At 71.5% G+C, this 12,558-nt stretch carries 10 protein-coding genes and 1 pseudogene; 8 read left to right on the top strand and 3 right to left on the bottom strand.

All coding sequences use genetic code 11. The features are described 5' to 3' along the window. The 4 genes from AC08OQ_RS11425 to ispH all read left to right on the top strand — a co-directional run. Positions 1 to 858: FAD-dependent oxidoreductase (locus AC08OQ_RS11425; protein ID WP_476612032.1), on the top strand; the 858-nt coding region annotated here is incomplete at its 5' end. Next, positions 855 to 1,871 carry a polyprenyl synthetase family protein gene (locus AC08OQ_RS11420; RefSeq protein ID WP_462187387.1) on the top strand — a complete coding sequence of 339 codons (1,017 nt, stop codon included), beginning with the start codon at positions 855 to 857 and terminating at the stop codon, positions 1,869 to 1,871. The genes AC08OQ_RS11425 and AC08OQ_RS11420, both read left to right, overlap by 4 nt. A gap of 139 nt (positions 1,872 to 2,010) precedes the next feature. Further along, positions 2,011 to 4,203 carry a terpene cyclase/mutase family protein gene (locus tag AC08OQ_RS11415; protein ID WP_476598745.1) on the top strand — a complete coding sequence of 731 codons (2,193 nt, stop codon included), beginning with the start codon at positions 2,011 to 2,013 and terminating at the stop codon, positions 4,201 to 4,203. Next, positions 4,200 to 6,065: a 4-hydroxy-3-methylbut-2-enyl diphosphate reductase gene (gene ispH / locus AC08OQ_RS11410; RefSeq protein ID WP_476612031.1), complete on the top strand. Its 1,866-nt coding sequence runs from the start codon at positions 4,200 to 4,202 to the stop codon at positions 6,063 to 6,065. Before AC08OQ_RS11415 ends, ispH begins: the two co-directional genes overlap by 4 nt. Positions 6,066 to 6,149: 84 nt before the next feature. On the opposite strand, the gene AC08OQ_RS11405 is transcribed toward ispH, so the two are convergent. Further along, positions 6,150 to 6,515 (bottom strand): winged helix-turn-helix transcriptional regulator, encoded by a 366-nt coding sequence (locus tag AC08OQ_RS11405; RefSeq protein ID WP_462187390.1) that lies wholly within the window; start codon positions 6,513 to 6,515, stop codon positions 6,150 to 6,152. A 59-nt stretch (positions 6,516 to 6,574) separates the two neighbouring features. On the opposite strand from AC08OQ_RS11405, the gene AC08OQ_RS11400 reads away from it, so the two are divergent. Together AC08OQ_RS11400 and hpnH are read left to right on the top strand one after the other, a co-directional pair. Then, the gene (locus AC08OQ_RS11400; protein WP_476598750.1) at positions 6,575 to 7,150 is read left to right on the top strand and encodes a PaaI family thioesterase; all 576 of its coding nucleotides are present in this window, start codon (positions 6,575 to 6,577) and stop codon (positions 7,148 to 7,150) included. A gap of 325 nt (positions 7,151 to 7,475) precedes the next feature. Continuing rightward, positions 7,476 to 8,480 carry an adenosyl-hopene transferase HpnH gene (gene hpnH / locus AC08OQ_RS11395; RefSeq protein WP_011435280.1) on the top strand — a complete coding sequence of 335 codons (1,005 nt, stop codon included), beginning with the start codon at positions 7,476 to 7,478 and terminating at the stop codon, positions 8,478 to 8,480. A 180-nt stretch (positions 8,481 to 8,660) separates the two neighbouring features. Here the strand turns inward: hpnH and AC08OQ_RS11390 are convergent, their stop codons facing one another. Next, complete coding sequence (locus AC08OQ_RS11390; RefSeq protein WP_476594224.1) at positions 8,661 to 9,338, bottom strand: TetR/AcrR family transcriptional regulator; 678 nt, start codon at positions 9,336 to 9,338, stop codon at positions 8,661 to 8,663. Positions 9,339 to 9,802: 464 nt separating this feature from the next. On the opposite strand from AC08OQ_RS11390, the gene AC08OQ_RS11385 reads away from it, so the two are divergent. Together AC08OQ_RS11385 and AC08OQ_RS11380 are read left to right on the top strand one after the other, a co-directional pair. Further along, entirely contained in the window at positions 9,803 to 11,320 is a 1,518-nt protein-coding gene (locus AC08OQ_RS11385) for a glycosyltransferase (RefSeq protein ID WP_476598751.1), read from the top strand. 152 nt (positions 11,321 to 11,472) lie between these two features. After that, complete coding sequence (locus tag AC08OQ_RS11380; RefSeq protein ID WP_476598752.1) at positions 11,473 to 12,213, top strand: TetR/AcrR family transcriptional regulator; 741 nt, start codon at positions 11,473 to 11,475, stop codon at positions 12,211 to 12,213. A 13-nt stretch (positions 12,214 to 12,226) separates the two neighbouring features. Here the strand turns inward: AC08OQ_RS11380 and AC08OQ_RS11375 are convergent. Then, positions 12,227 to 12,529 (bottom strand): annotated as a pseudogene (locus AC08OQ_RS11375) (urease accessory protein UreD); the annotation flags it as partial. Between the last annotated feature and the right edge of the window lie 29 nt (positions 12,530 to 12,558).

Below are 12,558 nucleotides of genomic sequence, written 5' to 3'. Positions count from 1 at the left end.
GCGGTGCCCGGCACCGACGAGCGCGGCGTGCTGCGGGCGGACGCGGTCGTGCTCGCGGTGCCGCCGCCCGCCGCCGCTTCCCTCCTGCCGGCCGGCGCCGAACCTGAGGCGGCCCGGCTGCGTGAACTCGGCGACTCGCCGATCATCAACGTGCACATGATCTATCCTCGACCGGTGATCGACGGCCCGTTCCTGGCCGTGGTCGACTCGCCCATCCAATGGATCTTCGATCGCACGGTCTCCTCCGGGCTCGCCGCCGCCGGCCCGCCCGGTGCCCAGTACCTGGCGCTGTCGCAGTCTGCGGCGGAGCCGTGGGTCGATCGTCCGGCGAACGAGCTGCGGACCCTGTTCGTCGAGGAGATGGCCCGGCTGTTCCCGGCCGCGCGGGCGGCCGGGCCGCTGGAGGTCTTCGTCACCCGGGAACGTACGGCGACCTTCCGGCAGGTGCCCGGTTCGCTTGCGTTGCGTCCGGGTGCGTCGACCGGCCTGCCCGGCTTCGCCCTGGCCGGGACCTGGACCGACACCGGATGGCCGGCAACCATGGAGTCGGCTGTGCGTAGCGGACTCGCTGCTGTCCGTGAGAACCTGGCCGGTATGGGGGTCGACGTCAACGGGCCACGCGGGCCGGGCCCGCAGGCCCGAAGGACGGGCGGACGGCTCCCCGAGCAGGTGGGTGAGTCGGTACCGGTAGGCACTGAATCGGTGAGCACACCGGACGGCGGCGCCACGGCCGCGCAGGTGCGCGATCCACAGGATCCACGAGGGGACAACGCGGTTCCCGCCGGATCGGCGGCGGTCGTCCGGCCGCTTCCGCCCGGCCAGCCAAGGCACACATCCACAGGGGGATTCCCGGTATGACCATGACGGTTCCGGATGCGATCGAGCGTGGGCGGACCCTCACCGTGCCTGCCTTGCGCGCCACGGTGGATCGGCTCCACCCACGGCTTCGCCACGTCGTCGCCTACCATCGCGGCTGGGTCGACGCCGAGGGCGCGCCACTGTCCGGCGGCGGGGGCAAGCTGGTACGCCCGGCGCTGGCGCTGCTGTCGGCGCAGGCCGCCGGCGCCCCGGCGGAGACCGGGCTGCCGGCAGCGGTCGCCGTCGAGCTGGTGCACGACTTCTCGCTGCTGCACGACGATCTCATGGACGGCGACACCGAGCGCCGCCACCGGCCCACGGCCTGGACGATCTTTGGCGCCGACGGCGCGATCCTCGCCGGGGACGCGCTGCTCGGCCTGGCGACCCAGGTCCTGCTGGAGGTCGAGGGGGAGCCCGGCCGTCGCGCGGCGCTGATCCTGGGCGCGGGCGTTCAGGACCTCGTCCGTGGCCAGGCCGAGGACCTGATGTTCGAGAAGCGGCCGGATGTCAGCGTCGCCGAGACGCTGCACATGGAGGACGGCAAGACCGGCGCGCTGCTGGCCTGCTCGGCCTCCCTCGGCGCCGTGCTCGCCGGGGCCGATGACGACATGGTCAACGCCCTCGCCGAGTACGGATCCCGGCTCGGCACCGCGTTCCAGCTCATCGACGACCTGCTCGGTATCTGGGGTGATCCCTCGGTGACCGGCAAGCCGGTGCTGTCGGACCTGCGGTCCCGCAAGAAGTCGGTGCCGGTCGTGGTGGCCCTGGAGGCCGGCGGAACCGCGGCCGAGGAGCTGCGGGCGTTCCTCACCGGCACCGGGGAGTCCACCGAGGCGGAGCTGACGCACATCGCGGACCTGATCGAGCGGGCCGGCGGGCGGGACTGGACCACCGCCGAGGCCGACGGCCAGCTGAAGGCCTGCGAGAACGTGCTCCGCTCGTTGTCGATGCCCGCCGAGATCGAGGCGGAACTGCTGGCCCTCGCGCGTTTCGTGACCGAACGAGACCGCTGAGGAGACGACAGGTGAGTGCAGTCGCCGTTCCCGCCCGGCCTGGCACCACCCCGGTGCCAGGCCGGGCGGCCGGGCGGCCGGGTGATCAGCACGTTGATCGTCTTCATGACCATCGCATGTACGACGAGGGGAGTCGTCGATGAGCCTGACCTCGGACCCGTCCCCGGCTGCTCCAAAGGCCGCGAAGAGCTCGAAGCGCGTTAACATTCCCGCGCCCGCCACGCCCGACGCCTACGGGATCTCCCGGTCCTCGCCACCGCTGTCCGGCGGTGGCGTGCCCGGCGGTGGCGCGGCGACCGTCCACGGTACCCCGCCCACGACGCAGACCCCGGTCGATCAGGACCTGGCCGCGGCGATGACCGCGGCCGACCGGGCTCGGGACCACCTCCTCGGGCTGCAGTCCGAGGAGGGCTGGTGGAAGGGCGACCTCGAGACGAACGTCACGATCGACGCCGAACACCTGTTCATGAAGCAGTTCCTCGGCATCCGCACCGAGGAGGAGACCGAGCCGATCGCCCGGTGGGTGCGGTCCCAGCAACTCGCGGACGGCGGCTGGGCCACGTACTACGGCGGACCGGCCGAGCTGTCCACCACGGTCGAGGCGTACATCGCCCTGCGCCTGGCCGGTGACGAGCCCGACGCCCCGCACATGGCGGCGGCGGCCGCGCTCATCCGCTCCCAGGGCGGGGTGGCGGCCGCCCGGGTCTTCACCCGAATCTGGCTGGCGACCTTCGGCGAGTGGTCCTGGGACGACGTGCCCGTGCTGCCGCCGGAACTGATCTTCCTGCCGTCCTGGTTCCCGCTGAATGTCTACGACTTCGGCTGCTGGGCCCGCCAGACGATCGTCGCGTTGACGATCGTCGGGTCGCTCCGGCCTGTGCGCGACCTCGGCTTCAGCATCGACGAGATCAAGGTCGCGGCACCCGTGACGCCGCCGAAGCCGGCCCCGCTGTACAGCTGGGAGGGCGCCTTCGAGCGGTTGGACGCGATCCTGCACCGCTATGAGCGCCGGCCGATCAAGATGCTGCGCACTCTGGCGTTGCGCCGGGCCACCGAGTGGGTCGTCGCCCGCCAGGAGGCCGACGGGTGCTGGGGGGGCATCCAGCCGCCGTGGATCTACTCCGTCATGGCGCTGCATCTCATGGGATACCCCCTCAACCACCCAGTGATCGCCACGGCGTTCCGGGGAATGGAACGCTACATCATCCGGCGCGAGACCCCGGAGGGGCCGACCGCCCAGATCGAGGCATGCCAGTCGCCGGTCTGGGACACCGCGCTCGCGGTGGTCGCGCTCTCGGACGCCGGCGTCCCGGCCGACCATCCCGCGATGGTGCGGGCCGGCCGCTGGCTGGTTGACGAAGAGGTCCGGGTGGCCGGGGACTGGGCGGTCCGCCGTCCGGCGCTCGCCCCCGGCGGCTGGGCGTTCGAGTTCGACAACGACTTCTACCCGGACACCGACGACACTGCCGAGGTCGTGTTGGCGCTGCGTCGCCTGCTCGGTGGCAGCCATGTCGCCCCGGGCGGCATCGTCACCCCGGGCGGCACCGCCGAGCTCCCGCCGGCCGCGCGTGACCGTGCCTCCCGCGGCCTCGCGGCGGTCGACCCGCAGCTGGCCGGGGCGATGCGCGCCGCTGCGGCCCGCGGGGTCGACTGGAGCGTCGGCATGCGGTCGTCGGACGGGGCCTGGGGCGCCTTCGACGCCGACAATGTGCGGACGCTGACGGCGAAGATCCCGTTCTGCGACTTCGGCGAGGTGGTCGACCCGCCGTCGGCGGACGTCACCGCCCACATCGTGGAGATGCTGGCCGACCTCGGCCGTTCCGACCACCCGATCACCCAGCGGGCGGTGCAGTGGCTGCTGGACAACCAGGAACCGGGCGGCTCCTGGTTCGGCCGGTGGGGGATCAACCACGTCTACGGCACCGGCGCCGTGGTTCCGGCGCTGATCGCCGCTGGCGTTCCCGCCGACCACCCGGCGATCACAACCGCGGTGCGCTGGCTGCTGGAGCACCAGTCGCCCGACGGCGGATGGGGTGAGGACCCGCGTTCCTACGACGATCCGGCCTGGATCGGCCGGGGTGAGCTCACCGCCTCGCAGACCGCCTGGGCGCTGCTCGCGCTGCTGGCCGTCGACCCGCACAGCAAGGCGGTCAAGCGGGGAGTGCGCTGGCTGTGCGAGACCCAGCGGCCGGACGGGACCTGGGACGAGCCCCAGTTCACCGGAACCGGTTTCCCCGGTGACTTCTACCTCAACTACCACCTGTACCGGCTGGTCTTCCCGCTGACCGCGCTCGGTCGGTACGTGACCCTCACCGGGGTGGCCACGCCATGAACATCTTCGCATCCGCGGCCGGCGGCGACGGGAACGCCGGGGACGTCGAGGACGGCGGGGACGTCGAGGACGGCGGGGACGTCGAGGACGGCGGGGACGTCGAGGACGGCGCGTCCGCCGGGGACGACGCGCCCGCCGCCGCGGCAGCCACGGCGGCAGCCACGGGTGCCGGGATCAGGGCTGTTCCGGCCGCCTCCACCGAGATCCCGGCGCAGGAGCCGTCGTCGCCGTCCCTGCCGTCGGCCGCGCCCCCAGGGTCGGTCCACCGGCCGGCCGAGGCGCGGCGAGTGCCGGAGCAGGAGCAGGAGCCGACCCCCGTGCGCCGCCGGGGGCGGCTGGTCGTCGCGGCGGCCCTGCGGGTGGAGGCAATGGCCGCCGGTCGGTCGGGCCTCAGCGCGGACACCGTCATCGTGCGCACCGGCATGGGTCCGGAACGGGCGCGCAAGGCCGCTCGGCTGGTGCGCGACACAGGCCCGGACGCCGTCGCCCTCGTCGGTCTCTCCGGGGGACTGGCGGCTGGGATCGAGCCCGGTGACGTCGTCGTGGCCACCGAGATCCGCAACGCCGACGGCACCGTCGCCGGCCGTTGCGCGTCCGCGCCCCTGCTGGCCGGCGACCTGCGCCGGCTCGGGCTCACCGTGCACGTCGGCCCGATCGTCACCGTGCCGCGGCTCGTCGTCGGCACGGCCCGCGCGGAACTTGCCGCGACCGGGGCTCTTTCCGTCGACATGGAGTCCGCGGAGCTGGCGGCGGGAGTCGGCGACGTGCCGTTCGCCGCCGTCCGCGTCATCGTCGACACGGCGGCGCAGCCGCTGGGACGCATCGACCTGGCCCGCCGCGGAATCCGCGGTCTGCGCACGATGCGTCCGCTCGGGCGCCCGATCGAGGCGTGGGCCGCCGCGGTCGGCCGTCGCCAGGTTCTGCTCGCCGAGCCGCGGGCGTTCTGCGCCGGCGTCGAGCGGGCGATCGAGGTCGTCGAGCGCGCCCTGGAGATCTACGGTGCGCCGGTCTATGTCCGTAAGCAGATCGTGCATAACGCCCACGTGGTGGCCGACCTGGCCAGCCGTGGAGCGATTTTCGTCGAGGAGCTCGACGAGGTGCCCGGCGGCTCGACGGTCGTCTTCTCCGCACACGGAGTGGCTCCGGCCGTCTGGGACCAGGCGGGCGAGCGCGGCCTGTCCGTCATCGACGCCACCTGCCCGCTGGTGGAGAAGGTGCACACCGAGGCCCGCCGGTTCACCGCCCGCGGGGACACCGTGCTGCTCATCGGCCATTCCGGCCACGAGGAGGTGGACGGAACCCTCGGCGAGGCGCCCGGCCGCATCACGCTGGTCGAGTCCTCGGCCGACGTCGGCTCCCTCGACGTTCCCGATCCCGAGCGCGTCACATACCTCATGCAGACCACGCTGGCCCTGGACGAGGCCGCGGAGGTCGTTGACGCGTTGACGGAGCGGTTCCCGGCGATCGTCGGGCCGGGTTCCACCGATATCTGCTACGCGACCTCGAACCGGCAGAACGCGGTCCGCAAGGTTGCCGAGGAGGCCCAGCTCGTCCTCGTCGTCGGCTCGGCCAACAGCGCGAACTCCGTGCGGCTCGTCGAGGTGAGCAGGCGCGATGGCGTCGAGGCGCATCTGGTCGGGGACGTCGGGGACGTGCATCTGTCCTGGCTCGCCGGCGTGGGCACGATCGGCATCTCGGCCGGCGCCTCGGCCCCGCCGTCCCTCGTCGACGAGCTCCTGACCGCGTTGTCGGGTCTCGGCGCGACGGACGTCTCGGTGCGTTCCGTCGGTACCGAGACGCTGGCCTTCCACCTGCCCAAGGAACTGCGCCAACCGGCCCCGGCGCCCGTTCCAGGGCCATAGTGCGCCCGGCCCCCGGGCGGTCCCGAGGCGCGGCCCGGAGGGCGAAGCCGGTGGCGTCGCCCGGGCGGCGCGGTGGGGCTGGGTTCAGCGGGATGCGGCGCCGCGATCGGCCTCAGGCGGCCGGGCCGGTGCGGCGTGCCGCTCGCCCCACCGGCGCAGGGCCAGCAGGACCGGTGCCAGATCCCGGCCGGAGGACGTCAGCCGGTACTCGTGCCGGGACCGGGCGCCCGCCTCCTGGTATGGCTGACGCTCCAGCACCCCCGCGCGCTCCAGCGCCCGCAGCCGCTCGGCCAGTACGGCTCGGGGCGCCCCGGTGCCGGCCCGGATGCCCTCGAAGCGGTGGACCCCCAGTGTGATCTCCCGGATGACCAGCAGGGACCAGCGCTCACCCACGACCTCCAGCGTCCGCGCGATCGGACAGGCCCGCGGGCCGTCGGACGATTCCTGCATCGGTACATCCTACCGATACTGGGTGCGTATCCTGAATGCAGCCGGTCTAGGCTGCGGGCATGACCACGACTGAGCCCGAATCCGCGCGACCCGAATCCGCCTCAGACCGCTCGCACGACCCGGCTGCCTGGGGCGAGCCGCGGAGCAAGACGATCACCTGGCACGACCCGCTGCCTGTCGCCGCGGCGGCGGCGTCGCTGAGCGGGCTGGAGTTCCTGTCCGCGATGCGTGACGGGCGCATTCCGCCGCCCCCGATCTCCCGTCTGTTCGACTTCCGGCCAATCGAGGTCACGCCGGGAGACGTTGTCTTCACCTGTCTGCCGGACGAGTCGGCCTACAACCCGATCGGCCTCGTCCACGGTGGCCTGGTCTGCACGATCCTGGACACCGCGACCGCCTGCGCGGTGCACTCCACGCTGGCGGTCGCGGTGGCGTATACCTCCATCGAGATCAAGGTTAATTACCTGCGGCCGGTGCGCATTGTCGACGGCCGGCCGAGCCGACTTACCGCGCACGGCTGGGTGACCAGGCCGGGACGGCGGGTGGCTTTCGCCGAGGGGGACGTCCGGGATGACCAGGGCAAGGTCGTGGCCACCGCCAGCAGCACCTGTCTGATCATGGGTGGGGCGGCCTGATCCCATGGCCTGATTCCGCGGCCTGACCGGAGACCCGATTCCCCGGCCTGACCGGCGGCCCGGCCCGACGCTCGGCCGGGCCGGATGCGAGCACGGGCGCGTCGTCGGGCGGCTGGCCCGACATCGTCCATGGACTGTCCCGAACTCGCGTCCGTGCTGTCCCGGCCTTGTCTTCCCGGTGTCCGCAACTCGGCGGGGTCGGCTAACGGACACCCTTGTGGGGCAGTTCATCGGACGATCCACATGCAGTCTGTACGTACACGCTGTATGGTCAATGCAGAGATCATCGCTCATCCACTGGTGACCTAACGAGAGGGGGCCAGCCGTGGCGGTCGAGTGGCGGTACCAGCTCCGGATTGGGACCTACCTGGCGAAGCAGAAGCTGCTTCGTCGCAAGCACTTCCCGCTCGTACTGGAGCTGGAGCCGCTGTTTGCCTGCAACCTGTCCTGCACTGGATGTGGCAAGATCCAGCACCCGGCGTCCGTCCTCAAGCAGCGGATGAGCGTCGACGACGCCTTGGCTGCGGTGGAGGAATGCGGCGCTCCGGTGGTCGCGATCGCGGGCGGCGAGCCGCTGATGCACCCGCAGATCCACGAGATCGTGAACCAGCTGGTCAAGCGCAAGAAGTTCGTGATCCTCTGCACGAACGGGCTGCTGCTCCAGAAGAAGCTCAAGAACTTCACCCCGTCGCCGTACTTCACCTTCGTCCTGCACATCGACGGTCTGCGTGAGCGGCACGACGCGGTGGTGGAGAAGGAGGGCACGTTCGACGAGTGCGTCCGCGCCTTCCACGCGGCGAAGGCCGCGGGCTTCCGGGTCGGGTCCAACTCGACGTTCTTCAACAACGACAGCCCGCAGGACGTCATCGACATCCTGACGTTCCTCAACGACGACCTCAAGGTCGACCAGATCCAGCTCTCACCCGGCTATGCCTACGAGAAGGCGCCCGACCAGGAGCACTTCCTGGGGGTCCAGGAGACCCGCGAGATGTTCTCGAAGGTCTTCGCGGACGGCCGGCGCAAGAAGTTCCGGCTCAACCACTCGCCGGTCTTCCTGGACTTCCTGGAGGGTAAGAGGGAGCTCAGCTGCACCGCGTGGGGCATCCCGAGCTACTCGCTCTTCGGCTGGCAGAAGCCCTGCTACCTGATGAGCGACGGGTACGTCTCGTCCTACAAGGAGCTCGTCGAGACCACCGACTGGGACGCCTACGGTCGTGGCAAGGACCCGCGGTGCGCGAACTGCATGGCGCACTGCGGCTATGAGACCTCCGCGGTGCTGGCCACCATGGGTTCCCTCAAGGAGTCCATCCGGGCGGCCCGCAGCGTCTGAGCTGGCCCATCGTGGTCTGAGCCGGCTCACGGCGCCACCGTCACCGTCAGATGACGTCGTCCGGCACAGACGGCGACCGCCCCGGCCGGGTGACCCCGGTCGGGGCGGTCGCCGTCTGTGCCGCCCCGGCCCGCACCGGCGGGAGCAGGGTTTCGCTGGCGTCGACGATGCCAGCCGGCTTTAGCCGGCAGTCCCGCGGGAGCCGGCGCCGCCGTCGGCACTGACCGGCGGCTGCTCGGCGAGATCGCCACCGCGGCCGAGTCCGCGCAGCAGCCGGTCGAGCACGGTGCCGACCTCGAGGCGGGCGGTGTCCGGGTCCGCGGCGCCGGCGGTGTAGATGCTCGCCTCCGACAGCAGGGCGGCGACCAGCCTGGTCAGCGGGACCACCGGCAGCGGGTCGATGCGGTCCTCGGCCATCGCGCGCTCCAGCCACTCCGAGAGCAGCCGGTAGCCGTGCTTCTCGACGAGCGCATCCCAGGCGTCGTTGCCCAGCACGGCCGGACCGTCGACGAGGACGATGCGCTGGAAGTCGCTGTCCGCGGTGGAGATGTCGAGCAGGGACTGGAACCCGGACCGGAGCTGCGTCCAGGCGTCGCTGGGAAGCTCCGCGTCCCGGGCAAGTTCACCAGCGACGAGCTGTTCGGCCACCTCCGTCGCGACCTGTTCCATCACGGTGCGAAACAGCGCGGCCTTGTCGCGGAAGTGGTGGTAGAGCGCGCCACGGGTGACCTGCGCGTCGGCGACGATCTCCTCGGTGCCAGTGGAGGCGAACCCCTGTTCGGCGAACCGACGGCGGGCGGCGGAGATCAAGGCCTGACGGGTGTCAGCCGTCTGCGCGGTACGACGGCTTCGTGTCACCCCTTGATTATGGTGTAGCCGAGGCCGTTGTACCCACTACCGTCCCGGCACGAGCGGGCCTGGTCGTGACGAACCTGCTCCGATGAACCCGCAACCGCCAACGGACACCGATCCGTGGCTGTCGTCTCGCCCTCTGGGCGCGCCCTCGCCAGCCGTTCGTCGCGCACCGCCGATCACTTTTCGTTTTCAACTTGTTGCCGTCGGGTATCTCCGATCACCGCCGCCGATCGTGAGGTGACGGGAGGTGATCATCGTTTCCGCGGGGCGTGGTGGGCACCATCGTCGATGCTCATGTCGGCTACCCCACCGCCGGCCGGAGGCCCGGGATTTCAGGGTGGCGGCAGGAGCGTTTCGGGGGGGAGATCTCCGTACCGGCTCGGCCAGACCGGGACGGAAGCCTTGTGACCCCGCATTACCCGGGACGCCCGCACGCCCTTGAGGGGCCCGTGGCAGTATCACTTTCTGTGACAGTGCTGCTGTGGGTCGCCGTTGCCTCTCTGCTCGCTTGGCTCTACCTGACCGTCGGCCATGGGTTCTTCTGGCGGACCGATCAGCGCCTGCCATCCCGGCAGGCGCCGGCCGCTTGGCCCAGTGTGGCGATCGTCGTGCCGGCTCGGGACGAGGCCGACGTGCTTCCCGTGACGTTTCCGACGCTGCTTGCCCAGGACTACCCCGGTCGTGCCCGGCTGATCCTGGTGGACGACGGTTCCACCGACGGGACCACGGAGGTTGCCCGGGACCTGGCAGAACAGGCCGCTGCGCGCGGCGAGACCAACGTGACGCCGGCCATGACCACATCCACCGAACCCCCCGCCGGTTGGACCGGGAAGCTGTGGGCGCTGCGGCGGGGCATCGAGTGCGCTGGCGACGTCGACTTCCTGCTCCTCACCGACGCGGACATCTCCCATCGCCCGGGATCGCTGACTGCGCTTGTCGCGTCGGCGACCTCCCAGAAGCTGGACATGGTGTCGCAGATGGCCGTGCTGCGGGTGCAGACCGGCTGGGAGCGTCTGATCGTCCCGGCCTTCGTGCACTTCTTCGCGATGCTGTACCCGTTCCGGTGGTCGAACCGGCCGGGTTCGCGGGTGGCCGCTGCGGCCGGCGGATGTTCCCTGATCCGCCGGGAGGCCCTTGCGGCGGCCGGTGGACTGGCGGAGGTGCGCGGCGCCGTCATCGACGACGTGGCGATCGCGCGGATCATCAATCGCTCGGGTGGGCGGACGTGGCTCGGACTCGCAGAGCAGGTCCACAGCCAGCGCCCGTATCCGCGGCTCGCGGATCTGTGGAAGATGGTGTCCCGCAGCGCCTATGCGCAGTTGCGGCACTCCCCGTCGCTGTTGGTCGGGACCGTGTTGGGACTGAGCCTGGTCTTCGTCATCCCGGTGGTCGCGACCATCGTAGGCATCGTGACCGGCGACGTCGCCACGGCTCTCGTCGGCGGGATCACCTGGTTGATCATGACTGTCACCTATCTGCCGATGACCCGCTACTATCGTCAGCCGCTGCCGCTGGCCCTGCTGCTCCCCGGAGTGGCCGTGCTGTACCTCGCGATGACGGTGGACTCGGCGCGGCTCAAGCGGGCCGGGCGGGGAGCGGCCTGGAAGGGGCGTACCTACCAGGATCACGGTGCCCCGGCTGCCGCCGCCCGCGAGTATCCGAATGGCCCGGGTGAGCGGCGTGAGGGCTCGGTGGCCGGGCCGGCCGGCTCCCCGGGCATGCCGGCACCGGTAGCCGTGCCACCGTACCCGGACGGCGTTGCCACCGTCGCCTCCGCCGGCTCATCGGCTTTGTCATCCGCCTCGTCCACGGTGCCCGCAACACCCCTGGTGATGGCGACATCCTCGGCGGTCCCCGCGCCGGCCGTGGCGCCGGCTTCCCCCACGCCCACGCCCACCCCTACGCCCACGCCGCGCCCCTCCACGGCATCGTCATCGGCCTCGCCGCCGGCCCGGGGCGGATCGACCGATCAGCCCCGGACCTAACTGGTGGTCCCGATGCATGGAGGAGATGAACCATGGGGAGGTTCGGAGACGGTCGACGAGTAGGACGGGGGCGAGGGTGCGTGAGGCCGCCATGATGGTTATCTACGAACCGTACCGTTCGGTTCGAAGTTGTCAAGGGTAGGGTCCGTCGCGTGAGCGAGTCATCCATCCCGGCCGGGACGGCCGAACAGGACCGGCTGGCGGTCACCGGGGCCGGTGGCACGGCTGGCGACGCGGCCGGCGGCACCGCGGGTGGCACGGCCGAATCACGGCCGGCGACGCGCGGCGATGCCCGGCGCGCGGCGATCCTCGACGCGACACTGGCTCTTCTCGCCGAGCAGGGTTACGACAAGCTGTCGACCCGCGCGGTGTCGGCCCGGGCGAAGGCATCGCAGGAGACGCTGTACGCCCACTTCGGCGATCGGCGTGGCCTGCTCGCGGCACTCGTCTCCCAGGAGGCGGAAGCTACGAACGCCGCTCTTCGACAAGCCTTGGCCAACGCCGGCGGCGGACCGGTGCGACCGGTGCTCGCCGCGGCGCTGACCGAGCTGCTTGCGCTGCTCACCAGCGCCCGTTCGGTCACCATCAACCGGGTCGCCATCGCCGCGCTGCCCGCTGACCCGGATCCCGCGGAGGCTCTCGTCGCCTGGGGTCGGCGTACCACTGGTCCCCTCTTCGAAGCCCTGCTGAGGCGAGGCGTCGCCCGTGGTGAGCTCGCGTTCGATGATGCCGCCGAAGCGTTCGAGGTGCTCTTCGGCCTCACCATCCGCGACAGTCAGATCGCCGCCCTGCTGGGTCGGCCTCCGGCCTGGACCGACAGTAACCGCCGGGCCCGCGCGGAACAGGCGGTCGCGCTGTTCTATCGGCTCTACGGCACCGCCGTCCGCGTCTGACCGCCTGCCCGGGTCAGACCGTGGCAGGAGCCGGCCCTCGTTCCAGGCGATGGCGGAGAGTGACCGCATCCTCGGCGAGCGCGGAGATGAGATAGCCCGGACCGGCCAGGGGAAGCAGTGCCACCCCGTCCGCGACGGCCGCCTGCGCGCCGGACCCCGCCCTCTCCGCCGGCACGGATTCCCGCCGGGCCGCCGGAGAGCCCACCGGATCGGGCCCCGCGACGAGGAGCGACCCGACGGCACGAGCCGAGCCGAGGAGGGCTGGTCCGGTCAGGCCAGGTATCTCGGGACCGAGGACGAGATCCTGGCGCAGCAGGAGGCCAGTTTCTCAGATCTGTCGCTGAT

Source organism: Frankia sp. CcCS3, assembly GCF_977927575.1.
Note: the sequence above shows the minus strand (reverse complement) of the source record. Positions and strands in the feature narration are given on the sequence as shown.